Below are 26,527 nucleotides of genomic sequence, written 5' to 3'. Positions count from 1 at the left end.
AATTACACGTTTCCGGGGAAGGTGCGCCTCCGGATGGCTGGTTGACCGGCGAGCGGGATGGCTAGTCCTCCGGCTGCGCCTTACGGGGTTCGGCGATGGCGGGCACGCCACCACCGGGGACAATCTTGTCCAGCGCGGCGCGCTCGGCGGCATCGGGAAAAGCCTTGGGGCCAGTGGGCTTGGGCTGAAACTTAACTCCGCGCTGCTTCAGGTCGTCATACCAGTTGGCCAAAAGCTCGTTCTGTAGGCCAAACATCTCCTTTTCCTCGGCCGGAGTGCCGTGGTCATAACCCAGCAGGTGTAGGCAACCGTGGACGGTAAGCAAGGCCAGCTCGTGGCTTAAGGAATGCCCGGCGGCGTCGGCCTGCTTTTGGGCAAAGTCGGGGCACAGCACGATATCGCCCAACATGGCGGGCCCAAAATCCGGGGCGTCGGGCCTAGAACCCATAGCCCCCGGGGTGAGTTCATCCATGGGAAAGCTCATCACGTCAGTGGGGCCTTCCAGGTCCATCCAGCGCACATGCAAATCCGCTATGACGTCTTCTTCCACCGCAGAGATAGAACACTCCACATCCGGGTTAACATCCATGGCGCGTAGCGCGTAGGAGGCCACGTCAATGAGCATTTCCTCATTCAAGGAAGCGTTGCCGGATTCATTGATGAACTCAATAGCCATTTATTTTCCTTCCCGTTGCGCGGCGGCCTCATGCTTGGCGTCAAACCTATCGTAAGCACTAACAATCCGGCCCACCAGCTGGTGGCGCACCACGTCCTGGGAGCCCAAGTCAGCAAAGTACATGTCTTCAACCCCGTCCAGGATTTCACGCACTAGCCGCAGGCCGGAGACCTGGCCACGCGGCAAGTCCACCTGGCTGATGTCACCGGTGACCACAACCTTGGAGCCAAAGCCCAGGCGGGTCAAAAACATCTTCATCTGCGCCGGGGTGGTGTTTTGGGCCTCATCCAAAATCACAAAAGCGTCATTGAGGGTGCGCCCGCGCATATACGCCAGCGGGGCTACCTCAATTATCCCGGCGTCCATGAGCTTAGGGATCATCTCCGGGTCTAACATGTCGCGCAGCGCGTCATAAAGCGGGCGCAGGTAAGGGTCAATCTTGTCATTTAAGGTGCCCGGCAAAAATCCCAGACGCTCCCCTGCCTCCACCGCCGGGCGGGTTAAGATAATCCGGCTTACCTGCTTATTTTGCAGCGCCTGGACCGCCTTAGCCACCGCCAGGTAAGTCTTGCCAGACCCAGCCGGGCCTATGCCAAAGACCACCGTGTGGTCATCGATGGCCTGGACGTACTGGGATTGGCCCACCGTCTTAGGGCGCACGGTCTTGCCCCGGCGGCGCACAATGTCCGCCGCCAACGCGGCGGACACAGACTGCGGGGCCTCAACGGCCACCATGTCCACGGTGTGCTTGACGGTATCGGTGCTAATCGCGTGACCGCGCCGCGCAATGGCCTCAAGTTCCTCGAGCACCTTTGCCGCGCGGGCAACCTCAAAATCAGGGCCCGTGACCGTGACAGTGGTGCCGCGCGCGAATAAGTCCGCGTCAATTAAGTTGTTGAGCACGCGCAGGTTCTCATCCGCCGTGCCCAACACGGTGGCGATATAGGCGGAATCCACCTTGATTTTCTCAGTTATTACAGACACAATTTTCCAATCTACCAGCGGTTTGTTCGCACACCTAGGACGGCCAGTGCAACCATGGCTGCCGACGCCGTTCGGAGCACCTCCGGCCCCAGCCTAACGGCAGTTGCCCCCAAGCGCTGAAGTTCTTCGGGTCCAATCCCGCCTTCCGGGCCAATCAACAAGTAAATAGTGCCGCGAAGTTGATCCTGGGGAACGTCTTTCAGGGAGGTTTGGCCCTCCTCATGCAAGACGAAGGCGGTGGCAGGGGCTGGGCCTGGGGCCGTGGTTGCGCCGGGATTGCCGTTGCCAATGAGCTGGGCCACCTGGGCGGTGCTCAACGGCCCGCTGACCCTAGGAACGCGCGGGCGGCGGGACTGCTTAGCCGCAGCAGTAGCCGCCGCCTGCCACTTGGCCACAGCCTTATGGGCCTTCTTGCCATCCCACTTGGCCACGCAGCGGTCAGCCTGCCACGCAATGATTTCGTCCGCCCCGGCCTGAGTGGCCAAATCCACGGCCAGCTCCGCGCGCTCGGACTTGGGGATGGCCTGGATAACCACCACCCGTGGGTCCGGCTCCGGGACCTGAGCTATAGCCCCCACCGTTCCCACCAACAGGTCCTTGCCCTGGACATCGGTCACCGTGACCTCCGCGCGGAAGCCCTCCGGATCCACCAACGCCACCTGCTGGCCCGGCTGCACACGCTTAACAGTCACCGCGTGGCGGCCCTCCGCGCCATCAATGGCAACGGAGGAACCCGGCGCGGCCGCGCTCAAATCCGGGTGCAAGAAAACCGGCAGGCTCATTAGATACGGAACCTGTTGCGCAGGCGGTCAAACACGGAGGCCTCCTCGGTCTGCCCGTCATGGATGGCCGTGACGGCATCGGAACGCTCGCGCACCTGCTCCAGCAGCTCGCGGGTCTTGCGGTCTAGGGACGTGGGAACCTGGACATCCACGTGGGCGTACAAGTTGCCGCGGCCTTCCCGGCGCAAACGGGCCATGCCCTGGCCTTGCAGCGTGATGGACTGCCCAGGCTGCGTGCCGGGGGCAATCTCTAACTCCAGCTCACTGCCGTCCAGGTGAGTCATGCTGACCTTGGAACCTAACGCGGCGTCCACCATGGGAACCCGCACGGTTAGGTGCAGGTCATCACCCTCGCGCTCGAAAATCTTGTGCGCTTGGGTATGGACCTCCACGTAAAGGTCACCGGCCGGGCCGCCGCCGTGGCCTACCTCACCCTGGGAGCCCATGCGGATCCGCATGCCGTCGCCAATCCCGGCGGGGATATTCACGGTCAAGTCGCGGCGCTTTTTCACGCGGCCGTCCCCACCACAGTGGGAACAAGGGTCCTGAATGATTTCCCCATACCCGCGGCAGTTGGGGCACTGGTGCGAAGTCATCACGTTGCCCAGGAAAGAACGCTGTACGGACTGGACTTCCCCGGCGCCGCCGCACTGCTGGCAAGTCACGGGCTTTTCCCCGTTAGCGGAGCCATCTCCATGGCAGCGTTCACACAACACGGCGGTGTCCACCGTGATGGTCTTTTTCACCCCAGCAAAGGCGTCTTCCAGCGTAATCCGGGTGCGCAGCAGTGCGTCCTGGCCGGGCTGAACGCGGGACTTCGGGCCCCGGGGCCCGGCGCCGCCGCCGCCAAAGAACTCCGCAAAGATATCCCCCAGGCCGCCGCCGCCAAAGCCACCGGGCATTCCGCCCTGGGAGCGGTCAAGTGGGTCCCCGCCGGCGTCCACAATCTGGCGCTTTTGCGGGTCAAGTAGCACTTCCTGGGCCACGGAGGCCTCACGGAACTTCTCCGCGGCCTCTTCATCACCCGGGTTTACATCAGGGTGGTATTTGCGCGCCAGCTTGCGATAAGCCTTTTTTATGTCTTGGTCGCTGGCGTCTTTGCCCACACCGAGAATGCCGTAATAATCAAGAGCCACGGGTTTATTCAGTCCTTCTATGTTCTATGTTGTGAAATTAATCGGGGTTGTTCAAAGTTTACTCACCGGCAACTATGTCACCGACATAACGTGCAACAGCACGCACTTTAGCAATTGTTCCCGAATAGTCCATATATGTGGGCCCCACCACGCCCATTCCGCCCAGGGGGTTGCCGCTCCCGCCGCCGTAGGAGGTGGTGACTGCGGCGGAGTCTTTGAGACTGGCCAGCTCATGTTCATCACCGATAACCACGGAGACATCCCCCAGGTCCGGCAGGTTGGATAGCAGCTTGAGCACAATGACCTGTTCTTCCAAAGCCTCGATGATTCCCGGCAGCCCGCGGGTGAGGTTGGCCGCCCCGGCAATGATAAAGCGGTCGCTGCGCGAGTCAACCAGCGTGTCAATGAGCGTGGTAGCGCATTTGACCAGGTGGTATTTCACGTCCGGCGGGGCGGTTTCCGCCAGGTTAGCCAGCTTTGCCGATGCCCCCTCCATGGTCTGCCCAGCCAACGCCTGGTTGAGTGCCTCCCGCAGGCGCGTAACGTCTTCCGGCTCAATGACGGTATCTAGCTCCACGTTGCGCTGGTCCACGCGGCCGTTGTCCGTAATAAGTACCAGGAGCAGCCGCACCGGGCTCAGCGCCACCACCTCACAGTGGCGTACCCGGCTGACATTCAGGTTGGGCAGGGCCACTACCGCCGCCTGGTTGGTCAGCTGCGCTAACAGCCGGACGGAGCGGCGCAGGACGTCTTCTAAATCCACGCCTTCTTCCAAGAAACGCATGATAGCGCGGCGTTCCGGGGAACTCAGCGGCTTGACGTCATGGAGGGTGTCCACGAACTCGCGGTAGCCCGCCTGCGTGGGCACGCGCCCGGAGGAAGAATGGGGCTGGGTAATAAGCCCGGCTTCTTCCAAGATGGCCATGTCATTGCGGATAGTTGCCGGGGAAACCTGCAGCCCGTGGCGCTCCACCAAAGACCTGGAACCCACCGGCTCTTGGCTAGCAATGTAGTCCTGGACTATGGCGCGCAGAACCTCCCTGCGGCGTTGTTGGGTGGGAGAAGACATAGCAGCCATTTTAGCCCGCTTCTTCCGCCAGGAGCAGGTCGGTGATTATGCCGTCAGCTAACAACCGCCCCGCCGCACTGACCCGCAACCTGCCCCCGGAACGCTCCAGCAGCCCGCGCTTTTCATAGGCCGTGATGGCCCCGGCCGCCGCCGGTGCCAGCCAGTCCTCCGGGATTCCCTCCCGCAGGCGCAGGCCCAGCATGATCTTTTCCGTGTGGCGCTCAGGCGCAGTAAGTACCTCCGTGTCCTTGCCCTGGATGGGCAGCTGTCCTTCTTCCAGCAGCTGGCTGACGTAGCGGCGCGGGTGCTTGACGTTGAAAAACCGCTCCTCACCTAAATGCGAGTGCGCCCCGGGGCCAGCGCCCCACCAGTTGCCGTCCACCCAGTAGATGCGGTTGTGCTGGCACTCCCCGCCCGGCCGGGCCCAGTTTGATACCTCATACCAGTCATAACCGGCCTGCTCCAGCGTGTCCGCGATGAGGTTATAACGCCTAGCCAGCACGTCTTCATCCGGCGCCGGCAGCAGTCCTTTGTTGACCTTGCGGGCCATGCGGGTGCCGTCTTCGACAATCAGCGAATACGCGGACACGTGGTCTACGCCGGTGTCTAGTACGCGCTCTAGGGTTTCGCGGACATCGGCATCGCGTTCGGTGGGCGTGCCGTAGATCATGTCCAGGTTCACGTGTTGGAAACCTGCAGCCAGGGCCTCGCGGGCGGCATCAAATGCGCGCCCGGGAGTATGGGCGCGCTCCAGGATGGCCAACACCCCGGGACTGGCGGACTGCATGCCCAGGCTCAGCCGCGTGAACCCCGCCTCTAGTAGGCCCGCAAAATACTCGGGGCTGGTGGACTCCGGGTTAGACTCCGTGGTCACCTCCGCACCCGGCACCAGACCGAAGGTCTTTTTCACCGTCCCCAGCACCCGCGCCAGGCCCTCCGCCCCCAGCAACGAGGGCGTACCACCGCCCACAAACACCGTCTCCGCTGGCCGGCCCACGCGGGCGGCTGCCAACTCCAGCTCCCTATCCAGGGCGTCAAGATATCCGGCAATGAGCTCGGTGCCGCCCAGCTCGCCGGGAGTATACGTGTTGAAATCGCAATAACCGCACCTAGAGGAACAAAACGGCACATGGATATACAGACCAAAGGGGACCTTCATGGAAAGTTACCTTATCTTGGGTGTACTGTGTTTCTCATCTTCTGCAAATTTTTTATAGAGAAAGGCCTAGTGAAGTTGGAACCTCCGAGTCCGTGTCCCCAGGAAAAAACTGGGGGTAGGAACCTCTAATGCTCACTGCTATTCTTCTGCTGATTGCTGGCATAGCTGTAATCTGCGTCATCATCGCTTGCAACGGCTACTTCGTGGCCCAAGAGTTCGCGTTTATGTCCGTAGACCGCGCACAACTGCGCAACATGGCCGCCGCCGGTGACAAGAAAGCCCAACAAGCCCTGGGGCTAACCAAGCGTACGTCCTTCGTGCTATCTGGTTCCCAATTGGGAATCACCGTCACCGGCTTGCTCATTGGCTACGTAGCTCAACCCCTGGTTGGCAACGGCCTGGGTGAGCTGCTGGGTGACTTTGGGATTGACCGCACCGCCGCCGTGGCAGCGGGCACCGTCGTGGCGCTGGCCGCCTCCACCGTGGCCACCATGCTCTTCGCGGAGCTATTTCCCAAGAACTACACCATTGCCACGCCCATGAAGGTGGCCATGGCGCTCACGCCCTCCACGGGACTGTTTTTGAAGATTTTCGGCCCGCTGATTAACTTCTTCGAGTTCTCCTCCAACAGCATCCTCAAGATGGTGGGCATTGAACCGGTGGAAGACATTGACTCTTCTGCTACTTCCGATGACCTGGAATCCATCGTGGATGACTCCCGTATCAGCGGCAACTTGGATGAAAACACTTTCATGGTGCTAGACCGCCTGCTGGACTTCCCGGACCAGGACACCGGGCACGCCATGATCCCGCGCTCGCGCGTGGACGTGGTAGAACCGGACACCACCCTGGGCGAAGTCCGGGAACTCATGGCCACCAACCACACCCGCTACCCCATCATCGATGAAGACCACAACCCCATTGGCGTCATCCAGCTCTACGACATCCTAGATACCGACCTGCCGGACCACACCCCGGTCACCAAGCTCATGCAAGAACCAGTGGTGGTCCCGGAGCTGATGAACTTGCCCGACACCGTGGACGCGCTGCGCAGCTCCAACCAAAAACTGGCGTGCGTTATTGATGAATACGGCGGTTTCGTGGGAATAGTCACCATGGAAGACCTCGCAGAGGAAATCCTTGGAGACGTCACCGATGAACACGATATTGAGGAAACAGAGGAAATCACGCTGCAAGACGCCACGCACTGGATGGTCGACGGAGACACTCCTATTGATGAGATTGAACGCGCCATCGGCCACGACCTGCCAGAAGGTGACTATGAAACAATCGCTGGACTGCTGATTTCCGCGTCCTCCTCCCTGCCCGAGGTAGGCGAGGAACACGTGATAGAGATGGAAGCCGAACCCGAAGACTGGGTGGAAGGCGACACCGCGCCCGTCCGCAAACTCATCATGCGCGTAGAGGAAGTAGAACGCCACGTTCCCTCCACCCTGGCGCTGGAACTGGTAGAAGAGGAGGCTCAAGATGTTTAACATCGTGCTCACTATCCTCATTCTGATTGCCTCGGCGTTCTTTGTGGTCATTGAGTTTGCCACCATGGGCGCGCGCCGCCACCGGCTGGAAGAAACCGCGGAAAACTCCCGCGCCTCCCGCGCCGGGCTGCGCTCCCTCAACGAACTAACCCTCATGCTGGCAGGCGCGCAGTTTGGTATCACCGCCGCCACCTTCGCCCTGGGTGCCATCACGGAGCCGTGGGTCCACCACCTGCTGGCCCACCCACTCCACGACCTAGGCCTTCCCCACCGCGCCTCTGACGTTGTGGCGTTTCTCCTGGCCCTGTTCATTGTTACCTTCCTGCACCTCGTGGTAGGTGAAATGGCCCCTAAGTCCTGGGCTATCACCCACCCGGAGACGGCATTAAAGCTGGTAGCCGTGCCGGCACGCGGGTTCATCTGGGTGTTCCGCCCCTTGCTGCTATGGGTCAACCGCATGGCTAACCGCCTGGTGCGCGCGGCCGGCGAGGAACCCGTGGACAGCGCCAGCGCCGCCGGGTATGACGTAGAAACCCTGCGCTCCCTGGTGGAGCACTCCCGCGACACCGGGGCCCTGGACCAAGATTCCGCCAACCAAATCACCGGCGTCATTGAGCTGGAGTCCGCTACCACTGGTGACTTGGCGCGCGAGCACGGTTCCAAGATTGTCCCGCTGCCTGCTGACGCCACCGTGGCGGACGTGCAAGAGTTTGTGGGACGCAAGCGGACCATGCGCGTTCTCATCGCCGATGAGACGGGGCGCGCCCTGCAGGTAGTCCACGTCCGTGACACCCTGCTGGCCGCCCCCACGGAGCTGGCGCTGCAGTTTGCCCAGCCTGTGCTGCGCGTAACCCCGCAGACCAAGGTGCAGTCCACGCTGGACACCATGCGCGCGCGTGGCAAGCAGCTGGTGGTAGTTGGTGCCCCGGAAGCAGACAACGCGGTGTGGAGCCTTACCTGGGACAACATCATGGGACAGCTGTGGCCGCAGATTGCCGAGCAGCTTGACCAACAGGCCCCGGCTAAAAACACCGAGGTTTAATATAACGTCCACGCTCTAGCCCGGCCCGCTGCTCCCCAGCTGCGGTCCGGGCTTCTTGCTGCCCGGTTCCTGCCCCGCTGCTCCCCAGCTGCGGTCCGGGCTTCTTGCTGCCCGGTTCCCGCCCCGGCACGCCCCGGCACGCCTGCACCTAGGACCCCTGCGCCGGCCCCCGCGCCCGCAGCCGGCACCTTGGGATCCCTGTGCCCCCTTCCGCACCCACACGCCTGCACCTGGCACCTGGGACCTCCCACGCTTGCGGTGCCACTGGGGCACATCCCCGGCCCAGCTGGGAATCTGCGGTAGGACTAAGCCAGTGCAACGGCGGGGACCGCCACAACGCAACACAAAAGCCACCACGAGGGAGTGTGGTGGCTTTTTGTAGCCCTTGCCATGTTGGTAACAAGGAAGTCTTTATCTAGGCGGTGCCGGTGGCCTTTCGTGCGGCGGCGCGCTTGGCCGCGACTTTCTCCACGATGGCGTTGACCCGGGCGCGCTCCTCCAGAAACGCGGGCGGGTTGCCGCCGCGCAGGGTGCGCGCATACGCAGGGTGGCTAGCGGCAACGGTCTGGACCCAGGCGGAGGCGGCGTCGCGGACGCCGGTGCCGGCGCGCTTGTAAAGGTGCGGCAAAGAAATCATGTCCAGGTTGCGGGCCACAGCGTTGGTCTGCTCCAGGACGTAGTCCACCATCTCACGCAGGTAGGCCTGGACGCACTCGGTACGGCTGCGCAGCACGTGGGCTACCTCCGAGATTGCCTGCGGGCCTTCCAGCGGGAAGCGCAGTTCCAGCGTCCGCGCGGTAATCGCGCGGGGCGGTTCCAGCTCAAAATCCCCACTGACGCTGGCGGAGATACTCCCGGCGCGGACCCCGGAGACCAACGCGTGGCGCAAGCCAATGAGCTCCCCTACTATCCGCCCGGAGTCCACGCGCGCGTCCTCAACGATTTCGGCTAGTTCGCTCAGGCAGTCCAGGGTTAGCTCCTGGTCCCAGTCCTCGATGGCTTCTATGAGGTGCTCGATGTATTCCGCGACTTCGTCACCGATGTTGTACAGCTCTTGGGTGAGTTCACGGTGGCGTAGCACGGCTGCGTGTTTGTGCACCGAACACTCCCTTCGAGACCTCTAGTTTAGGTTGAGACTTTTGCTCAACGGTGGAAACTTTAGCCAACTTCCACGCCCGCACCGGTGCGACACTCCGAAAATCCTCACAGCAAAAATCCAGGAGCCGCGCCACCAGTGCAGCAAGGCCCAATTAGACCCGGCCACGGCAACCGGGCCGCGGCGGGAAACGGGCGCAGCAAGAACCAGACGCCAACCGGGCCGGCGGGAAGCAAGAACCAGGCGCGAACCCGGGCCGGCGGGAAGCAAGAACCAGGCGCGAACCCGGGCCGGCGGGAAGCAAGCCAGGCGCGAACCCGGGCCGGCGGGAAGCAAGCCAGGCGCGAAACCGGGCCGGCGGGAAGCAAGCCAGGCGCGAAACCGGGCCGGCGGGGAAACGGCCGTGGCGTGGAGCGCGGAACTAGCGCTGAGATTTGTAGATGTGGGCTATGGCGTCCGCGTAGCGGCGGGCCACCACGTTGCGTTTGACCTTCATGGTGGGCGTGAGCTCGTTTTCTTCCTCCGTGAGGTCAGACTCCAAGATGTAGAACTTCTTGATCCCCTCCGCCTGGGAGACGGTGGCGTTCACGCGGTTAATGGCGTCCTGGATCTCCGCGCGCAAGGTGGGGTCCGTGGCAACCTCGCTCATGGGGCGCGACTCCGGGATGTTGTGCTTGAGCTTCCACCTGGACAGTGCCTCCTCCCCCAGGGTGACCAACAGGCCAATAAACGGCTTGCCGTCGCCTACCACCATGGCCTGCGAAATCAGCGGGTGGCTGCGCAGCTGGTCCTCCATGGGCCCGGGGGAAACATTCTTCCCGCCGGCAGTGACAATGATGTCCTTCTTGCGACCGGTGATAATCACCTTGCCGTCTTCATCAATTTCGCCAAGATCCCCGGTGGAATACCAGCCTTCGCGCAAAGACTTCTCAGTAGCTTCTGGGTTTTTCCAGTAGCCGGCAAAAACGATATCGCCCTTGAGCTCAATTTCGCCTTCCTCGGTGGTGCGGATGCTAACGCCGCCCAGCGGTGGCCCCACGGTCCCAATGGTCTGGTTGAGGAAGTCCACGGCGGCGGCCGCAGCCACCTCAGTTAGCCCGTAGCCCTCATACACAGGCACGCCGATGCCCCGGAACCAGTGCAGCAGTTCCGGGCTGATGGCGGAGCCGCCACTGATGCAGTACTTGACGCTTCCGCCCACGCCGGCGCGGATCTTGGAATAGACCAGCTTGTCAAAGGTCTTGTGCTTGGCCGCCAGCACTCGGGAGGGCCCCTCCGGGGTATCGAGCGCCTTGGAGTACTCAATGGCCGTGGCTTCCGATGCCGCGAACAACGCACCCTTGATAGCGCCCGCGTTAGCAGCCTTATTAGCCGCGGAATCCCGCACCTTCTCAAACACCCGGGGCACGCCCAGGATGAGGTTGGGGCGGGAGCGGGAGAACTCCACGGATAGTGAGCCAAAGTCCGCCCAGTGGTTCTGCGAGGCCCCGCCTACAGCGATGGCCAGGGACACCGCGCGGGAGAACACGTGCGCCAACGGCAAGAAAGTCAGGACGTGGGTACTAGGAACGGCAATACCGCCGATGGGGTTAGTCAGCAGGCCGCGCACCTGCGCCAACCAGTTGCGGTGGGTGAGCATACAGCCCTTGGGCCGGCCCGTGGTGCCAGAGGTGTAGACCAAAGACGCCAGGTCATCGGTGCGCGTGGCGTGAATGCGCTCCCATACGGCGGCGTCCGCAACAGCGCGGCCCTCAAATTTCAGCGTTTCAATAGCCGCAGAATTAATCTCTAGGACCCGGCGCAACTGCGAGGTGGAACCCTTCAACCCCGGCTGGCCGTCTTCCCCCAGCACCAGGTGCCGGACCAATTCAGAGTGGTCGCGGGATTCCGTGATGGCCAGTACGGCGCCCGAGTCCTCCACAATCCACTGCACCTGGGAAAGCGAGGATGAGGGATAGACCGGCACGGACACCGCACCCGCAGCCCAGATGGCGTAGTCCAGAAGGGACCACTCGTAGCGGGTGGCGGAGAGCAACACCACGCGGTCACCTTGTTCAACTCCGGCGGCAATTAACCCCTTGGCTACCTCGAAGACCTCCGCGATGAACTCCTGCGCGGTGACGTTGACCCACTCATAGTTGGCCGGGCGGGTGAACATCACACCATGCGGCCGGGCCTTGGCGGTATCCATCAAAGCGGTGAGGACTGTTTCCCCGGGGGCAATTTCAAACTGGGCTGGACTGCTAAATTCCTGCATATCTCTTTCTTTCTAACAACGACTGCTAGATACCTTACCTTTCATGGCACAATTGACCATGTGACTATCCCAGATCTTCTCGCACAGCTTGCAAAAAGGTACAACGTTGCCACCGGATATACCTCCGCCAGTGGAAAGTACGTTGAGATCCCCCGTTCCTCAATTATCTATGCGCTCGCGGCGCTTGGGGTTCCCATCTCCGCACAACCGGATGAAGAAGAACTCACCGGTCTGCTCTTCCGCGAATATACCCAGCGGATGTCTAGGCCACTGCCGCCGGCAGTGGTGACCACCGCCGGCACCGAGCGCCAATTTACCGTCCATGTCCATGACGGCGCCCCGGCGCGCCTACACATCGAGCTCGAAGGCGGCGGCCGGGCGGAAGTCTACCAAGATGACAACTTCACCCCTCCCGCCCACGTAGACGGCCAAATGTGGGGTGAGGCCACCTTCCACGTGCCTGGCAACCTGCCGGAGGGCTACCATGAAATCCACCTGGACTCAGACGGCATCGGCAAAGCATGCTGCCCGCTGATTGTGGCGCCGCGGCGGCTGGAGACCGCGGACCCCCTCCTGGCGCGGCCGCGCACCGGCGTGATGGCGCAGCTGTACTCGGTGCGCTCCCGCAACTCCTGGGGTATCGGGGACTTCAGCGACCTGGGCCTGTTGGCCGAAACCGTGGCCACCGAAGCCGGCGCGGACTACCTGCTGATAAACCCCCTGCACGCTGCAGAGCCCTTCCCGCCGGTGGAAGATTCCCCCTACCTGCCCACCTCGCGGCGTTTTATCAACCCCATCTACTTGAGCATTGCGGACATCCCCGAGCTGGACCTGCTGCCAGCAGACATCCGGGAGGACGTCGAGGAACTCCAGGCAGAATTCCGCGAACGAAACACCAGCGCCCAGCACATCGTGCGCGATGAAATTTACGCCGCCAAACTCCAGGTGCTGCGCGAGCTCTTTAGCCTGCCGCGCCCTACCGCGCGCGAGGAAGCCTTCCAGGCCTTCCGCGAACGCGAAGGGGAAGGCCTGCGCAAGTTTGCCGCCTGGTGCGCACAACAAGAACTGGCGGCCACCCCCAACCGGCGCCACGCCCGCAGCACCGATCACGCCGAGTTGGTGGAATTCTACAGCTGGCTGCAGTTCCTGTGCGACGAGCAGCTGGCCGCTGCCCAGGAACGCGCCACCGCCGCCGGGATGGAGGTGGGGCTGATAACCGACCTCGCGGTAGGCATCCACGCCCAGGGCGCGGACGCGGCCGCCCTGGCCCAATACCTGGTGCCGGAGGCCTCCGTGGGCGCGCCGCCCGATGATTACAACCAGATGGGCCAAGACTGGTCCCAACCACCGTGGCACCCAGAGCGCCTAGCGGAATCCGGCTACCGGCCGTGGCGTGACATGCTGGCCACCGTCCTGCGCAACGCCGGCGGCGTACGCGTGGACCACATCCTGGGGCTGTTCCGGCTCTACTGGATTCCTAAGGGTCAGCCGCCCACCATGGGAACCTACGTCTCCTACGACTGGGAGGCCATGGTGGGAGTGCTTACGCTTGAGGCCAAGCGCGCCGGCGCGATAGTGGTAGGCGAAGACCTGGGCACGCTGGAGCCGTGGGTTGCCGGGGCTCTGGCGGACCGCGGGCTCATGGGCACCTCCATCATCTGGTTTGAAAGCGCCGCTGACGGCTCCGGTCCCCTGCCGGCTTCCGACTACCGGCCGCTGGCCTTAAGCTCCGTGGGCACCCACGACCTCCCGCCCACTCTGGGCTACCTGGCCGGGGAGCACATCACGCTGCGCAACCAGCTGGGGCTTTTGACCCGCTCGGTAGACGAGGAGCTGGCCATTGAGCGCGAATGGATGGACCAGGTCTTGGACTTTGCCGCCCCCGGCGCGCAGACGCCCAAGGAGCAGGTGGTTGCTTTGCACGAGTTCATCTCCTCCACCCCCTCCGCGCTGACCTGCACCAACCTGGTGGACCTGGTGGGAGACCGCCGGACGCAAAATATGCCGGGCACCACGCGTGCGCTGTACCCCAACTGGTGTATCCCGCTGACTGATGACCAGGGCCAGGCCGTGCTGCTGGAGGACTTGCCGGACTACGAACTGTTCCAGCAAGTAGCCCAGGCTGCTAAAAGATAACCCCCAGCAGTGCTGTTGCCGCCACTAGCGCCAACAGCACCCATAGCGCCGCGCTGACCCGTGATTTGGGCAGCGCGCGTTTGCGTTTAACGGGGCGCTCGGGGTCCCACAGGCCTTCACGGTGTTCATTGCTCATGGGAGTAAATCCTAGCGCCCAGCCGGGCTACGGCGTCAACGGCCCACATCAATACCCAGGCCAGCACCACCATGGCGGGCACCGCGGTGGCCACCAGGATGAGCATTTGCACCGCGATGGGCGCGTTGACCATCCACTGGGCAAAAGAGTCAAACCATTCCATGCTCATAAATTGTAGTCTTGTAGCTATGACTTACGTGAGCATTACTGCCCCCGCTGGTACTTTCCAAGGCCGCACCGAAGATGGTGTGAACTCTTTCCACTCCATCGCGTACTCCCACATCCCCGGTGAATACGCGGAGTCGGAGCCGGCGCCGCACCTGGGTGAGTATGACGCCACCACGCCCCGCCCGGACGCCATAGCGCTAACCATCACCGCGCCCACCCCGCGCCGCAGCGGTGGGTACCCCGTGGTGGTCTACATCCACGGCGGGCGCTATGAGTCCGGCACGCACGAAGACTCGCGTGCCGATGGCACCGCCAACGCCCGCGCCGGCATAGTCCAGGTCCAGCTGGGCTACCGGGTGGGTCTGCCGGGGTTGGCCAAGCTCCCGGAGGACAACTACTTTTCTTATCGGGCTATAGGTGACTGCCAGCTGGGGTTGGAGTGGATCCAGAAAAACATTGCGGCGTTCGGTGGGGATCCCACTAACGTCACTCTGGTCGGGCAATCGGCGGGGGCTACCACAGCGTTGTGGCTGGCCCGCCGCGATCATTACCGCGGGGCGTTCCGCCGGGTACTGGCCATGTCCCCGTGTTTTCCCCGCCAGGGCTTTGAGCACCGCAAGGCCACGCTGCGCCGGGCTTTGGGAGCGCCCATCACTAAGGCAAACTTGGAGGCCACCGCCCCGGAGAAGGTCACTGCAGGCTACGCGAAGTTCCGGAAAAAATACCGCTTTGACATGGCGCTGGGGCCCTATCCTTTGCAGCCGGAAGAGCTGGCAGATATCCCCATCGTGCTGTCTTCCACGCGGGAGGAATTCTACGATTTGGGCGGCAAGGCAGATATCAGCCCGGCGCGCCGCACCCTGGCGTGGTGGCTGTGCCCGCGCTTTGACATGCGCCGGGAACGTTTTTCCACCTGGCTTGACCTTTCCGGTGCCAAGTCCAATCCCCTTGGCCGGCTGGTAGGCGATAGCCTCATCCGGCGCTGGGTGGAACAGGTCGGGGCGCGCGCGCCGGGAAAGACGTGGATGATGGAATTCGTGCGCGCCGAAGGCCCCGCCTTGCACTGCCAGGAGCTGCGCCCCTTGTTTGGTGTCACCGAGTCCCTGCTGCACGGCTGGCTGGTGGAATTCGCCCGGACCGGCGAGCCCGGTTTTGAGGCCTACCGCCCGGACCACGCGGTGTGGGAATTTAACCTAGACACCGGTCACGCGCGCACCACCTACGGCACGCTGAACTACGTCACCCAGGCTTTCCAGGAAAGCTAGCCCAGGACCCGTTGTTGGAGCTGGGGGTGCTCTAACTCCCAGACCATCCAGGGGCTAAAGACGCCGGGAGTGGCAGAAACCGCGGATAGCAACGCTGCTGCGGGCACCCACAGGTAGGAGTCCACCTCTTCCGGGTTGGGCCGGGGCTCTACGCCCGGGGCCACCCGGCAGAGGTAAACCGGGCAAATCTCATTTTCAACAATGCCCGATGAGTCCACCGCGCGGTAGGAAAAATCCGGAACTACAAGCTCTGGCTCTCCAAGCGTCCCGCTAAGCTCCGGGCCCTGGTGCTCCGGGGACGGTTTGAAGTGGTCGAACCCCAGCTCGAACGCCCCGCGGCGGCGCACCGCAGCCGTCATATCCTCCCCCGGCCCGGGGTGCCCGCAAAAGGCGTTGGTCCACACGCCCGGCCACGTTTTCTTGGTCAGCGCGCGGCGGGTGATAAGCACCTCCCGGCCGCGGAGCACCCACGCGGAAAAGGCCAGGTGCAAGGGGGTGTCAGTGGTGTGGACGGCGGCCTTATCAGCAGTTCCGGCCGGCTGGCCGTCCGCACCTATGAGTACCACCTGCTCCGTCATACGTTGAGGTTTCCCACCCAGGTCACGTTGCCAATGGTGAACTTGGCTTTCCACAAAGACCCCACGCCGGTGTCAAAGCGGTACTGCAAGTTGGTGGCCGCCTGAGAGCCCAGCGGGACATCCAAGCCAGGTGGGGTGAGGTCCGTGTTGAGCTCCGGGTCATATTCCACCGGTTCGACTGGGATGAAACCGTCCACGCCGTCCGTGCGCTCAAGTTTGGGCTGGCCAATGGCGGTAGGCGGCAGCGGTTGCGGGTTATCGTTGCGCACCAACACGGTGACCACGGTGCCGCGGTAGGTGTCGGCGTAGACGCCCTGGAGCTTCCACGACACCCCCAGGCCCTCGTCTTTAATCCAGTCCCGGTTGGGTTCGGTGATTTCCTTGTTGGCAACCACCTTGGGTTCGTAGGGTGGCGCAACTGAGGTGGTGACCTCAATTTCTTCGCCACCGCCCAGGCCGGCTTCCTCGGGTTGTAGCACGGCGCACGCTGATAGCGCCAGCATAGAAGCCACAGCGGTAGGCACCAGGAGGACACGGGAGATTTTACTCACGGGGCTGACCTTTCAAAAGGACGAAATTCTTTTACCCTCCTACTTTAACCCACTCCGGGTTTTACTTAGGCAATAGCAAGGTGCAGGGACAGAAACAAGGTGGCATAGTGATTTGGCAATGAAACAACTGACCCGGATTATTTGTTCTGCTTCTGCCCTGTGGCCTTTTTATGTAGCGGTAATTGTCACAGCAACCTTAGGCGCGGCTTTGGCTATGGTCTCGCCGTTTTTGGTGCGTGAGGCCACAGACACCATCGTGGCCGCAATCAACAACGGCGCCGCAGAGGGGGCCTTGGCAACCGTCTTATGGTTGGCGGTAGGGCTCCTAGCTGCCGACGCCGCCCACGGCGTCATCCACAACATTGGCGGTTACGCCGGCGACGTGATGGTAGCGCGACTGCGGCAAATACTTTCCACCAGGTACTTCGCTAAGCTGTTGGTCCTGCCGCAGGGCTACTTCGACGAACAGGTAACCGGGACTATCATCGCCAGACTGGACCGCTCCATTATGAACGTGTCCAACTTCCTGCAGTCTTTTGCCAACACGTTCTTTTCCATGATCCTGCAGATCACGGCGGTACTAGCTATTACGGCCTACTACTACTGGCCGCTGGCCGTCCTACTGGTTATCCTCTTCCCGCTCTACCTGTGGCTAACCGCGCTGACATCCACGCGGTGGCAGAAGTATGAGACGGTGAAAAACGAGCACATCGACCAGGCCAACGGGCGTTTTTCCGAGGTGGTGGGACAAATCAAGGTCACCAAGTCCTTCGTGGCAGAGGCGCGGGAGCTGCTGAAATTTGGCAAGCATTACCGCGGGACTGTGGACCAAACCCGTCCGCAGTCACGGTGGTGGCACCAGATGGACGCCCTGCGCCAACTGTCCATGGCGGCGGCCTTCTTTGGCGTCTACGCGGTGATTTTCTGGCGCACGCTGGAGGGCTACTTCACCATTGGGGACATGGTCATGCTCATCCAGTTGGTCTCCATGTCCCGCCAACCAGTGTTCATGCTTAGTTGGATGGTGGATACCGCGCAACGGGCGATTGCCGGATCCCGCGATTATTTCCAGGTCATGGAGGAAGAAATTGAGCCCACCGCCAACCCGCAGCTGGTGGCGGCCACTACCGCGTCCGATACCCCGCAGCTGACCATAGCCCACCCCCGCGCGCTCCCAGACGTTGCCGGTGAACCGGTCTTTGCCTTTGACCGCGTGGGGTTTTCCTATGAACAGGGCAAGCCGGTGGTCGCAGACATTACCTTCCATGCCCGGGAAGGGGAAAAAATTGCCCTGGTGGGTGAGTCCGGTGGCGGCAAGTCCACGCTGGTCAACCTCCTGTTGGGCCTCTACCGCCCGGACCGTGGTGCCATGCGGGTCCTGGGCCGTGATATCAGCGACCTCAGTGCCTGGGAACTGCGCGCGTCCGTGGGCGTGGTATTCCAAGACGCGTACCTGTTTTCCGGGACCGTCCGCGAAAACATTGCCTACGGCAAGCCCGGCGCCACGGATGCGGAAATCGAAGCAGTCGCGCGCCGCGCCAACGCCCACGAGTTCATCACGGCCTTCCCCGACGGCTATGACACCGTCATCGGCGAGCGGGGGCTCAAGCTCTCCGGGGGCCAAAAACAACGCGTCTCCGTGGCCCGGGCCATGCTCAAAGACGCCCCTATCCTCATCCTGGATGAGGCCACCTCCGCGCTGGATACCAAGTCTGAACGCGTGGTCCAGGCCGGCTTAGAAGAATTGATGAAAGACCGCACCACCTTGATCATCGCGCACCGTTTGTCCACCATCGCGGATGTGGACACCATCATCACGCTAGACAACGGCCGCGTGGCGGAAATGGGGTCCCCAGCGCAACTGGCCGGGTCCGGCGGAATTTATGCAGAGCTTTTAGCCCTCACGCAATCCTCTGCCCAGGCAGATCGGGAAAAACTCAAAAGATACGGGTTCGTGGCCAAAGATAACGCTCTACACTAAGGCGCATGGATTTCCCTACCCTCGCTACGCTACAAAAGCGCTGTACCTCCAAGTGGACCACGTACGGACCAGACGTGCTGCCGCTGTGGATTGCTGAGTCAGACTTTCCCACCGCCCCGCCGGTCCTAGCGGCCATCAAAGACATGGTGGCCAAGGAATGCTTTGGCTATAACCCGGCTCCGGGGGCCACCACGCTGCGCGAATCCGTGGCCAGTTTCTACGGCCGCCGCTATGGCTGGACCCCGGACCCGGCGCGCGTGTTCTGGATCCCGGACGTCGTGCGCGGGCTTTCCCTTAGTATCCAGTATTTCACCCGCGCCGGCTCCGCGGTGGCGGTACCCACGCCCTCTTATCCCCCACTGCTGGAGCTACCCGGGCTCCACGGCCGCGAGCGCCTGGAGTGCGGGCTGGATCTGGAATCCATCGAGCGTGCCTTTGCCGCCGGGGCGGGCTCAATCCTCCTGGCCAACCCCTATAACCCACTGGGCACCGTCTTGGACCGGGAAATGCTCACCGGGTTGGTGGACCTGGCGGTGAAATATGACGCGCGTATCTTGGCAGATGAAATCCACGCGCCCCTAGTCTTTGACGGCCGGCACCTCCCCGTGGCTAGCCTTTCCGATGCCGCCGCTGACCGCACCATCACAGTCACCGCCACGTCCAAAGCCTTCAACACCGCCGGGTTGAAGTGCGCCCAGCTAATTTTGTCCAACGAAGCTGACTACCGGGTGTGGAAAGGTCTACCTTTAGTGGCCAAGGAGGGAACCGGCACAATGGGCATTTTGGCGGCCGCCGCAGCCTACGACCACGGGGACCCCTACCTTGACCAACAACTTGAGATACTGCGCGCCAACCGGGACTTTGTCTGCGCCCAGCTGCCTTCCCGTATCCCGGGCATAAAGGTGGAACCCCCGCAGGCTACCTACCTGGCGTGGCTGGACTTCAACTCCGCGGAGGCGGGCATCGGCAGCTATCCGGCGGCGTGGCTGCTCAAGCACGCACGAGTAGCCCTCAATGAGGGCGCCAGCTTTGGCACCGGCGGGGCCGGCCACGCGCGGTTGAATTTTGCTACCTCGCGGGAAATATTGGAAGAAGCCATTGACCGCATGGCAGGTGCGGTAGAAAGGAATTTATGACGGGGCTGTCCCTCCTCGATTTTTGCCACATCTACCCGGGAGAAACCGCAGCTGACTCCTTCCGCCGCTCCGTGGAACTGGCCCAACAGGCCGAGGCCCGGGGGTTCCAGCGCATCTGGTACACCGAGCACCACAACATGCCACACATTTCCTCTTCCGCGCCCGCAGTTCTCATAGCCCACGTGGCGGCCCATACTTCCACCATCCGGCTGGGCTCCGGCGGAGTCATGCTGCCCAACCACGTGCCCTACGTGATTGCGGAACAATTTGGCACCCTGGCGCAGCTCCACCCAGGGCGGATTGACTTGGGCGTGGGACGCGCACCGGGCACCGACATGAACACTGTGGGCCGGGCGCTGCGCCGGGACGCCCACGCCGCTGACAGGTTTGCCCACGACGTAGAACAGCTGCGCGGGTTCTTATCTGACTCCAGCCCCATCCCCGGCGTGCGGGCCGTACCGGGGGCCGGTACCAACGTGCCTGTCTACATTCTGGGGTCCTCAATGTTTGGGGCCGGCCTGGCCGCGCGCCTGGGGCTGCCTTTCGCGTTCGCCTCGCACTTTGCCCCCACCCACCTCCGCGAGGCCGCCTCCCATTACCGCAACAACTTTGAACCATCCCAGCAGTGCCCGGAACCGTATCTCATTGCCGGGATAAACGTGCTGGTGGCTGAGGATGAAAAGAGTGCTGAGCGCGAGTGGGATAAGGTGTGTTTCCGGCGTGTGAAAGCCTTTGTGGGGCGTGGACGTGACCTAGATGACGGCCAGGTCCGCGCAGTTATGGACACCTTTCAGGGCAGGCAAATTCTGGACATGTTGCGCTACAACGCCGTCGGAGAACCTGAGAAAGTTAAAAAAGATCTCCTTAAATTAATTAAGCTTTCTCAAGTGGACGAGCTTATGATCGCACTACAGTCGACCTCACACCAACAATTACTGAGCAATTTGAATAGGCTTTCGAATATTTGGTTTAGTTAAGGTTCTCATTACTTTCGGAAATCCCAGGTGAATATGGGTAAAATAGGTTACGACCCATGAGTATTTAACCTCGAAAAGAGTTGTCATCATGTCCCGCCGCGAGCCGCAACAGTACTTAAAGATTGCAAACTACCTGAAAGGGGAGATCGCCAACGGTAACCTCAAACCTGGGGATTTCTTCCCCAGTGAAGCCGAGCTGTGCGAACAGTTCGATACCTCGCGTGGCCCCGTGCGCCAAGCCATGGCCACCCTGCGCGCGCAGGGAGCTATCTCCTCCGGCCGTGGGCGGCGCTCCGTAGTGCTAGGAAACTTCACTGCAGAAAACTTCGAATCTACCTACTCTGCCTCCGCGCGCTATAACGAATGTGGGCTCAAGGTCAGTCAGAAAATTCTAGTTCTGGGCAGAGTCCCCGCGCCTGAGGAAGCAGCTAGCGCCCTGAGCATCCCTGAAGGCGAGTCCATTGTTTACCTCAAGCGGTTGCGCAGCCTAGATGATGAAATCCGCATGATCCAGGAGCATTATTTCCCACTGGATGTGGGCCGGCACATCATGGGTTTCGACGACACGGATCCCTCGCTGCACCGCATGCTAGCGTCGGCAGGCGTTCCCGTGGACAACGTCAACCGGGTGCTGCGCACTATTCGTGCGAACAAAGAAGACGCCGAACTCCTGGGGGTAAAGGAGGGCGAGCCGCTGTGGTACGTGCGCTTGTACCTACATGACCACAACGGTGAACCAGTAGAATACGGGCGCTACAAGTACCGCGCGGAGGGGGTCCAGATTTCTTTGTCCACGGTTCGGGGAACCTCTTCTCCCCTGCGGCTGAACATTCTCCACGAGGTCGTTTAGGATCCTGAGAAAACGCGTTACCCTTAGACCCATGCGTCCCCCCGAGTTTTTGCTGCGCCTGCTGACAGTTCGCCAGCCGCCCGCACGCTGGTCTACCACCCGCCGGTCTACCACCCGCCGGTCTTCCACGCGCCGGTCTTCCACGCGCCGACTGGCGGCGTCCGCCCGCGCAGCCCTGACCGCAGGCGCGCGGCACCAGGAACCGGGGACCCCAACTACGCGCGGGGTGGCAGCGCAGGCGCGGGTGCCACAGGCGCGGGTGCCACAGGCGCTGATGTTCAGGACCCGGCGGACGGCGGCGGTAGTGTGTGCCGGGGTGGGAGCCGCGACGGCGCTTTCGGCGCTTTCGGCGTGTTCGGCCGGGCACACCGCCGTAGTCACCGCCGGCAGCGACCCCGCCGTGGTCTTTGCCTCCACCGTGGCCGCGACCTCCCTCGATTTCACCACCACCGGCGGCGCCGCCATCCCCGCCGCACTCATGGGCAACGTCTACGAAACCCTAGTGACCATCAACCCGGACAGCGGAGAGATAGAGCCCCTCCTGGCACACAGCTGGGACGTCTCCCCCGACGGCAAGAAGTACACCTTCCACCTCCGGGAGGCAATCACCTTCTCCAACGGAGACGCCTTCACTGCAGAAACCGCCGCTTTTTCCATCAACTACGTACGCAATGACTGGGCCAACGGAATCTCCTCACAGCTAGACGTCGTTGACAGCGCCCGTGCCATAGACAATCACACCCTCGAAGTCACCCTCCAGGAGCCCTCACAGCGGTGGTTGTGGTCCATGTCCACCGCCGTAGGCGCCATGATGACTCCCAGCGCAATGGACAAACTAGCCTCCAACCCGGTGGGCACCGGGCCGTTCACCGTAGCAAATTTCACCCCAGCGGACTTCGTGGCACTGCGCGTCAACCCGGACTACTGGGGAGAAAAAGCCCACGAGGACATCACCATCAAATACTTCCCGGACACCATCTCCTCGGTCAACGCCCTGCAATCCGGCAGCGTGGACGTGGTCTTGGGCGTGCAAAACCCCGAGCTTTTATCCACCATCCCGAAGCGCTTCCGCGTGCTTCAAGGCAGCACCAACGGCGAGCTACTCATTTCCATGAACAACCAAGCCGCCCCCTTTAACGACCCCCGGGTGCGCCAAGCGGTGGCCTACGGGATCGACCGCGAGGCCGCCAACCAGGTGCTCTTCAACGGCCTGGGCCAAGACACCGGCGGGGCTCCCGTAGCACCGGCGGACCCGTGGTTCACGGACAAAAACTACTACCCCTTCAACCCGGAGCGAGCCCGCCAGCTTATGGAAGAAGCCGGCGCGGTAGGAACCCCACTGCGTATCACCGTTCCCTCCCTGCCCTATACCCAAATGCTCTCCGAGCTGGTCTACTCCCAGCTCAAAGACATTGGCTTTCAAGTCACCCTAGAAACCGCAGAATTCCCAGCGGTCTGGTTAAGCCAAGTCTTTGGCGCCAAAGACTATCAAATGTCCATGATTGCCCACGTGGAGCCCCGCGATATCACCAAAATCTTTGGATCCCCGGACTACTACATTGGCTATGACTCCGCCCGCACCCAACAGCTCTTTGCCCACGCCGACACCGCCACCAACCCCACAAAGTCCACCCAGCTCATGCAGCAATCCGTGGACGCCATCATGGAGGACATGCCGGCGCTGACAGTGCTGAACTTCCCCAACATCGTATTAACCGCGCCGGGTATCTCCGGGGTCAACCCCACGCAGGTCACCGACGGCCTAGTGCTCAAAACCGTGGAGGAAAAATGAGAATCCTCGCCCGCTTTGTAGCCACCCTGGCTGCGGCCTCGGTGCTCATCTTCTTGCTCATGCGCGCGGTTCCCGGCAACCCGGCCCGCGTGGCGTTGGGCGTCAACGCCACCACTGAAAAAGTAGACCAGCTAAGCGCCACGCTGGGACTAGATAAACCCCTGTGGACCCAATACTGGGAATGGGTATCTGGCCTACTCACCGGGAACCTGGGCACCAGCTTGACTTCCCAGACAGATATCACCGCCCAGGTCATAGACCGCGCCCAAGTCTCGCTCATCCTGGCGCTTTCGGCCATGGTGGTAGCGCTAGCCTGCGCAATCCCCGTTGGCGTGTGGCTAGCACGGCGCAACGGCCATCCCACCGCCACGGTAATAACGGCGCTTGCCCAAGCGGGAATAGCCATCCCCAGCTTTTTGCTGGGCATCTTGCTGGTGACGGTGTTTGCCATCCACTACCAGCTACTGCCCGCCAACGGCTGGATCCCGCCCAACCAAGGTTTTGCGGCTTTTAGCCGGCACCTGGTGTTACCGGTAATGGCGCTGGCCTCAGTGCAGGGCGCTATCCTCACACGTTACGTGCGCTCCGCGGTGCTAGAGACTGCGGACCAGGACTATATTCGGACGGCGCGCTCGCTGGGGGCATCGAGAAGTCAAGCCATAAACCGCCACGGCCTGCGCAACGCCGCGCTACCCGTGCTCACCGTGGCCGGGCTGCAGCTAACCAGCATGGCCGCGGGCGCGGTGGTCATCGAAAAAGTCTTCGTAATCCCGGGGATTGGCACCATGCTGCTCGATGCCGTCTCCAACCGCGACCTGACCACCGTGCAGACCCTCATCATGCTATTCGTGGCCTTTACCCTGTGCGTGAACCTGGTTGTGGACGTGGCCTACCGCAGCATTGACCCGCGCCTGAAGGAGGCTCGCTCATGAGACGTTTCCCCCTCACCGGCTGGGTGGGTGCCGCGCTGGTAGCAATCACCGTGACCATGGCTGTGGTCGCGCTATTTTGGACGCCTTATGACCCGGTCCACGCCGTGCCGGAAGTGCGGCTTGCCGGGCCCAACGCCGAACACCTGCTGGGCACCGACCGCTTTGGGCGCGACGTCTTCTCCCGCATCATGGCCGGATCGCACATCACGCTGTATGTGGGCGTGGTGGCGGTGACCATCGCGGCGGTTATCGGCGTGCCGCTGGGAATCCTGGCCGCCATGCGCGGCGGGTTCGTGGACAACGTGGTCATGCGCACCGCGGACCTCATGCTGGCGTTTCCAGGCCTGCTGCTGGCCATCGTGGCCGGCGCGGTGTGGGGCCCGTCCACGCTCACGGCGATGGCGGCCATCGGGGTCGCTGGGGTGCCCTCGTTTGCCCGCGTGGCGCGTTCCGGTGCCATGCAGATTCTGCACCTGGACTTCATTGCCTCCGCGCGCGTATCCAAGGTGCCAGGACCAGTCATCGCGCTGCGGCACATAGCGCCCAACATCGCGGGGCTTGTAACCGTGCAGGCCACCGTGTTCTTCGCGCTGGCCATCCTGGCAGAGGCCGGACTATCCTACCTGGGCCTGGGAACCCCCGCGCCCGCCGCCTCCTGGGGGCGTATGCTCCAAGACGCCCAAACGTTGCTGGGCACCCACCCGCTGCTGGCGCTGTGGCCGGGCCTGGCCATTGGGCTGACAGTCCTGGGCTTTAACCTGCTGGGCGACGGCCTACGCGACCTACTAGATCCACGCCTGCGGGGAGGACTCAATGCTTAAAGTACGCGACTTAACTGTCTCCACGCGGTCCGCGGAGCTGCTTCACCGGCTGACTTTTGCGGTGGCGCCCGGCGGCCGGCTGGGGTTGATTGGTGAATCCGGTTCCGGCAAGTCCCTGACCGCGCTGGCCATCATGGGGCTGCTGGCTAAGAATCTGCGCACCGGCGGCTCCGTGCTGCTGGACGGGGATGAGCTAGTGGGCCTACCCGACCGCGCCCTGCGGGGTTTGCGCGGCAAGAAGATGGCCATGGTCTTCCAGGAGCCTATGAGCGCGTTGGACCCGCTGATGACCATCGGCCGGCAGTTGGGCTTTGCGGGGGCCTCGGCGCAGGCGCTGACATCCGTGGGCCTAGACCCTGCGCTGTCCGGGCGCTTTCCCCACCAACTTTCCGGTGGCCAGCGCCAGCGCGTGCTCATTGCCATGGCCATGGCCGGAAACCCGGACCTGCTCATTTGCGACGAGCCCACCACCGCGCTCGATGCCACCACGCAGGCGGACATCCTCGAACTCATCGACCGGCTAGTAACCGAGCACGGCACCGCGTTGTTGTTCATCAGCCACGATCTCCGGGTAATTGCGCGGATGTGTACCTCGGTGGTGGTCATGCACGCCGGCCGCGCGGTGGAACAAGGCCCCACCCGCGAGGTGCTTTCGCAGCCCCGGGAGGACTACACCCGCGCGCTGGTCAGCGCTTCTTTGCCCGGAGAACCGGCACCGCCGCGCCCGGCCACCGGAACCGCCATTGAGCTGCGCAATGTAACCAAGTCCTACCGCGGGCGCCAGGTCCTAGATGGGGTCAGCCTGCACGTGGCCCGCGGGCAGCGCCTGGGCCTGGTGGGCGGTTCGGGTTCTGGAAAGACCACGCTCATCAAGCTGGTGGCTGGCCTGGCCCAGCCCACCTCCGGCACAGTGGCGGTCACTGGCCGGGTACAGATGGTATTCCAGGATCCGCAGTCCTCGCTCAACCCTCGCCTGCCGGTGTGGAAGATAGTGGCGGAAGGCAAACGCGGTGCCACCCGCAGCGAGGTGGAGTCAATCCTCGCCGAGGTCGGGATAGACCCCTCCGGGGCGGGGCGCTACCCCCACGAGTTCTCCGGTGGCCAGCGCCAGCGGATTTCCATCGCCCGCGCGGTCATAGGTGATCCTGATATTCTGCTCGCCGACGAGGCCGTCTCCGCGCTTGATGTTTCCGTCCGGCGCACCATTCTGGATCTGCTGGCCAAGCTGGTCGATAGCCGGGGGCTCACCTTGGTTTTTGTCACCCACGACTTGGCCGTGATGCGGCAGGTGTGCGATACCGTGGCGGTGCTCCACGCCGGGCAGCTGGTGGAAACCGGCCGGACGGAGGACATCTGGGCCAACCCCGCCGACGGCTACACCCGCGCGCTCATTGACGCCGCTGCCGCCGGACCACTGCCCACTGGCCGGCCCAGCGCCTAAAACACAGCGCCTAAAAACACAGCGCCTAAAACCCCAGCGCCTAGAACACAGCAACGTCCGGCTGCC

The 26,527-nt window shown here is 62.6% G+C and carries 24 protein-coding genes; 12 read left to right on the top strand and 12 right to left on the bottom strand.

The window, feature by feature from the left end; translation table 11 throughout:
• Positions 1 to 61 precede the first annotated feature (61 nt).
• Genes ybeY through hemW form a run of 6 tightly spaced genes read right to left on the bottom strand, consistent with a single transcriptional unit; the run spans position 62 to position 5,806 of the window.
• On the bottom strand, positions 62 to 676 hold the full coding sequence (ybeY, locus tag F4V58_RS03070) for an rRNA maturation RNase YbeY (protein ID WP_075733264.1): 615 nt from the start codon (positions 674 to 676) through the stop codon (positions 62 to 64).
• Positions 677 to 1,660 carry a PhoH family protein gene (locus F4V58_RS03065; RefSeq protein WP_075733262.1) on the bottom strand — a complete coding sequence of 328 codons (984 nt, stop codon included), beginning with the start codon at positions 1,658 to 1,660 and terminating at the stop codon, positions 677 to 679.
• Between the two features lie 11 nt (positions 1,661 to 1,671).
• Entirely contained in the window at positions 1,672 to 2,442 is a 771-nt protein-coding gene (locus tag F4V58_RS03060; RefSeq protein WP_075733260.1) for a 16S rRNA (uracil(1498)-N(3))-methyltransferase, read from the bottom strand.
• Positions 2,442 to 3,578, bottom strand: a complete 1,137-nt coding sequence (gene dnaJ / locus F4V58_RS03055; RefSeq protein ID WP_075733258.1) for a molecular chaperone DnaJ — start codon at positions 3,576 to 3,578, stop codon at positions 2,442 to 2,444. The genes F4V58_RS03060 and dnaJ overlap by 1 nt, the downstream gene beginning before the upstream one ends.
• A 58-nt stretch (positions 3,579 to 3,636) precedes the next feature.
• Positions 3,637 to 4,647 (bottom strand): heat-inducible transcriptional repressor HrcA, encoded by a 1,011-nt coding sequence (gene hrcA / locus F4V58_RS03050; protein ID WP_075736438.1) that lies wholly within the window; start codon positions 4,645 to 4,647, stop codon positions 3,637 to 3,639.
• 10 nt (positions 4,648 to 4,657) lie between these two features.
• Positions 4,658 to 5,806, bottom strand: coding sequence for a radical SAM family heme chaperone HemW (gene hemW, locus F4V58_RS03045; protein WP_075733256.1), 1,149 nt, complete (start codon positions 5,804 to 5,806; stop codon positions 4,658 to 4,660).
• Positions 5,807 to 5,934: 128 nt separating this feature from the next.
• Here hemW and F4V58_RS03040 point away from each other — a divergent pair, with 128 nt between their 5' ends.
• On the top strand, positions 5,935 to 7,302 hold the full coding sequence (locus F4V58_RS03040) for a hemolysin family protein (RefSeq protein ID WP_075733254.1): 1,368 nt from the start codon (positions 5,935 to 5,937) through the stop codon (positions 7,300 to 7,302).
• Positions 7,295 to 8,344 (top strand): CNNM domain-containing protein, encoded by a 1,050-nt coding sequence (locus tag F4V58_RS03035; protein WP_075733252.1) that lies wholly within the window; start codon positions 7,295 to 7,297, stop codon positions 8,342 to 8,344. The genes F4V58_RS03040 and F4V58_RS03035 overlap by 8 nt, the downstream gene beginning before the upstream one ends.
• Positions 8,345 to 8,759: 415 nt before the next feature.
• Here F4V58_RS03035 and F4V58_RS03030 read toward each other — a convergent pair whose 3' ends face one another.
• Together F4V58_RS03030 and F4V58_RS03025 are read right to left on the bottom strand one after the other, a co-directional pair.
• Entirely contained in the window at positions 8,760 to 9,443 is a 684-nt protein-coding gene (locus tag F4V58_RS03030) for a hypothetical protein (RefSeq protein WP_075733250.1), read from the bottom strand.
• 418 nt (positions 9,444 to 9,861) lie between these two features.
• On the bottom strand, positions 9,862 to 11,697 hold the full coding sequence (locus F4V58_RS03025) for an AMP-dependent synthetase/ligase (protein WP_075733248.1): 1,836 nt from the start codon (positions 11,695 to 11,697) through the stop codon (positions 9,862 to 9,864).
• Positions 11,698 to 11,757: 60 nt separating this feature from the next.
• On the opposite strand from F4V58_RS03025, the gene malQ reads away from it, so the two are divergent.
• On the top strand, positions 11,758 to 13,833 hold the full coding sequence (gene malQ / locus F4V58_RS03020) for a 4-alpha-glucanotransferase (RefSeq protein WP_075733246.1): 2,076 nt from the start codon (positions 11,758 to 11,760) through the stop codon (positions 13,831 to 13,833).
• Here the strand turns inward: malQ and F4V58_RS12450 are convergent.
• Together F4V58_RS12450 and F4V58_RS03015 are read right to left on the bottom strand one after the other, a co-directional pair.
• On the bottom strand, positions 13,823 to 13,969 hold the full coding sequence (locus F4V58_RS12450) for a hypothetical protein (protein WP_169833300.1): 147 nt from the start codon (positions 13,967 to 13,969) through the stop codon (positions 13,823 to 13,825). The two genes, malQ and F4V58_RS12450, sit on opposite strands and share 11 nt — an antisense overlap.
• A complete protein-coding gene (locus F4V58_RS03015) occupies positions 13,959 to 14,138 on the bottom strand; it encodes a hypothetical protein (protein ID WP_150385686.1) in 180 nt (59 codons plus the stop codon). The genes F4V58_RS12450 and F4V58_RS03015 overlap by 11 nt, the downstream gene beginning before the upstream one ends.
• Before the next feature lie 19 nt (positions 14,139 to 14,157).
• Here F4V58_RS03015 and F4V58_RS03010 point away from each other — a divergent pair, with 19 nt between their 5' ends.
• Positions 14,158 to 15,402 (top strand): carboxylesterase family protein, encoded by a 1,245-nt coding sequence (locus tag F4V58_RS03010; protein ID WP_075736434.1) that lies wholly within the window; start codon positions 14,158 to 14,160, stop codon positions 15,400 to 15,402.
• On the opposite strand, the gene idi is transcribed toward F4V58_RS03010, so the two are convergent.
• Together idi and F4V58_RS03000 are read right to left on the bottom strand one after the other, a co-directional pair.
• Entirely contained in the window at positions 15,399 to 15,980 is a 582-nt protein-coding gene (gene idi / locus F4V58_RS03005) for an isopentenyl-diphosphate Delta-isomerase (protein ID WP_075733244.1), read from the bottom strand. The genes F4V58_RS03010 and idi overlap by 4 nt on opposite strands.
• Positions 15,977 to 16,531 (bottom strand): hypothetical protein, encoded by a 555-nt coding sequence (locus tag F4V58_RS03000; protein WP_245803024.1) that lies wholly within the window; start codon positions 16,529 to 16,531, stop codon positions 15,977 to 15,979. Before F4V58_RS03000 ends, idi begins: the two co-directional genes overlap by 4 nt.
• A 118-nt stretch (positions 16,532 to 16,649) precedes the next feature.
• Here F4V58_RS03000 and F4V58_RS02995 point away from each other — a divergent pair, with 118 nt between their 5' ends.
• From F4V58_RS02995 to F4V58_RS02960, 8 genes are all read left to right on the top strand, one after another.
• Positions 16,650 to 18,512 carry an ABC transporter ATP-binding protein gene (locus F4V58_RS02995; RefSeq protein ID WP_075733242.1) on the top strand — a complete coding sequence of 621 codons (1,863 nt, stop codon included), beginning with the start codon at positions 16,650 to 16,652 and terminating at the stop codon, positions 18,510 to 18,512.
• Between the two features lie 5 nt (positions 18,513 to 18,517).
• A complete protein-coding gene (locus tag F4V58_RS02990; protein ID WP_075733240.1) occupies positions 18,518 to 19,648 on the top strand; it encodes a MalY/PatB family protein in 1,131 nt (376 codons plus the stop codon).
• Entirely contained in the window at positions 19,645 to 20,625 is a 981-nt protein-coding gene (locus F4V58_RS02985) for an LLM class flavin-dependent oxidoreductase (RefSeq protein ID WP_075733238.1), read from the top strand. Before F4V58_RS02990 ends, F4V58_RS02985 begins: the two co-directional genes overlap by 4 nt.
• An 88-nt stretch (positions 20,626 to 20,713) precedes the next feature.
• On the top strand, positions 20,714 to 21,475 hold the full coding sequence (locus tag F4V58_RS02980) for a GntR family transcriptional regulator (protein WP_075733236.1): 762 nt from the start codon (positions 20,714 to 20,716) through the stop codon (positions 21,473 to 21,475).
• Positions 21,476 to 21,749: 274 nt separating this feature from the next.
• Positions 21,750 to 23,267, top strand: a complete 1,518-nt coding sequence (locus tag F4V58_RS02975; RefSeq protein WP_075736432.1) for an ABC transporter substrate-binding protein — start codon at positions 21,750 to 21,752, stop codon at positions 23,265 to 23,267.
• Complete coding sequence (locus tag F4V58_RS02970; protein ID WP_075733234.1) at positions 23,264 to 24,199, top strand: ABC transporter permease; 936 nt, start codon at positions 23,264 to 23,266, stop codon at positions 24,197 to 24,199. The genes F4V58_RS02975 and F4V58_RS02970 overlap by 4 nt, the downstream gene beginning before the upstream one ends.
• A complete protein-coding gene (locus F4V58_RS02965) occupies positions 24,196 to 25,020 on the top strand; it encodes an ABC transporter permease (RefSeq protein WP_075733232.1) in 825 nt (274 codons plus the stop codon). Before F4V58_RS02970 ends, F4V58_RS02965 begins: the two co-directional genes overlap by 4 nt.
• Positions 25,013 to 26,461 (top strand): ATP-binding cassette domain-containing protein, encoded by a 1,449-nt coding sequence (locus F4V58_RS02960; RefSeq protein ID WP_075733230.1) that lies wholly within the window; start codon positions 25,013 to 25,015, stop codon positions 26,459 to 26,461. Before F4V58_RS02965 ends, F4V58_RS02960 begins: the two co-directional genes overlap by 8 nt.
• Positions 26,462 to 26,527 lie beyond the last annotated feature (66 nt).

Origin of the sequence: Corynebacterium phocae (assembly GCF_008693075.1) — a bacterium.
GTDB lineage: Bacteria > Actinomycetota > Actinomycetes > Mycobacteriales > Mycobacteriaceae > Corynebacterium > Corynebacterium phocae.
This window is presented reverse-complemented; position numbering and strand designations above follow the sequence as displayed.

Bases quoted from the DNA above. Each gene is read 5' to 3' on its own strand.
- ybeY (WP_075733264.1), bottom strand. From the start codon at position 676: ATGGCTATTGAGTTCATCAATGAATCCGGCAACGCTTCCTTGAATGAG.
- F4V58_RS03060 (WP_075733260.1), bottom strand. From the start codon at position 2,442: ATGAGCCTGCCGGTTTTCTTGCACCCGGATTTGAGCGCGGCCGCGCCG.
- hrcA (WP_075736438.1), bottom strand. From the start codon at position 4,647: ATGTCTTCTCCCACCCAACAACGCCGCAGGGAGGTTCTGCGCGCCATA.
- hemW (WP_075733256.1), bottom strand. From the start codon at position 5,806: ATGAAGGTCCCCTTTGGTCTGTATATCCATGTGCCGTTTTGTTCCTCT.
- F4V58_RS03040 (WP_075733254.1), top strand. From the start codon at position 5,935: ATGCTCACTGCTATTCTTCTGCTGATTGCTGGCATAGCTGTAATCTGC.
- F4V58_RS03035 (WP_075733252.1), top strand. From the start codon at position 7,295: ATGTTTAACATCGTGCTCACTATCCTCATTCTGATTGCCTCGGCGTTC.
- F4V58_RS03025 (WP_075733248.1), bottom strand. From the start codon at position 11,697: ATGCAGGAATTTAGCAGTCCAGCCCAGTTTGAAATTGCCCCCGGGGAA.
- F4V58_RS12450 (WP_169833300.1), bottom strand. From the start codon at position 13,969: ATGAGCAATGAACACCGTGAAGGCCTGTGGGACCCCGAGCGCCCCGTT.
- F4V58_RS03015 (WP_150385686.1), bottom strand. From the start codon at position 14,138: ATGAGCATGGAATGGTTTGACTCTTTTGCCCAGTGGATGGTCAACGCG.
- F4V58_RS03010 (WP_075736434.1), top strand. From the start codon at position 14,158: ATGACTTACGTGAGCATTACTGCCCCCGCTGGTACTTTCCAAGGCCGC.
- idi (WP_075733244.1), bottom strand. From the start codon at position 15,980: ATGACGGAGCAGGTGGTACTCATAGGTGCGGACGGCCAGCCGGCCGGA.
- F4V58_RS02995 (WP_075733242.1), top strand. From the start codon at position 16,650: ATGAAACAACTGACCCGGATTATTTGTTCTGCTTCTGCCCTGTGGCCT.
- F4V58_RS02990 (WP_075733240.1), top strand. From the start codon at position 18,518: ATGGATTTCCCTACCCTCGCTACGCTACAAAAGCGCTGTACCTCCAAG.
- F4V58_RS02985 (WP_075733238.1), top strand. From the start codon at position 19,645: ATGACGGGGCTGTCCCTCCTCGATTTTTGCCACATCTACCCGGGAGAA.
- F4V58_RS02980 (WP_075733236.1), top strand. From the start codon at position 20,714: ATGTCCCGCCGCGAGCCGCAACAGTACTTAAAGATTGCAAACTACCTG.
- F4V58_RS02975 (WP_075736432.1), top strand. From the start codon at position 21,750: ATGTTCAGGACCCGGCGGACGGCGGCGGTAGTGTGTGCCGGGGTGGGA.
- F4V58_RS02970 (WP_075733234.1), top strand. From the start codon at position 23,264: ATGAGAATCCTCGCCCGCTTTGTAGCCACCCTGGCTGCGGCCTCGGTG.
- F4V58_RS02965 (WP_075733232.1), top strand. From the start codon at position 24,196: ATGAGACGTTTCCCCCTCACCGGCTGGGTGGGTGCCGCGCTGGTAGCA.
- F4V58_RS02960 (WP_075733230.1), top strand. From the start codon at position 25,013: ATGCTTAAAGTACGCGACTTAACTGTCTCCACGCGGTCCGCGGAGCTG.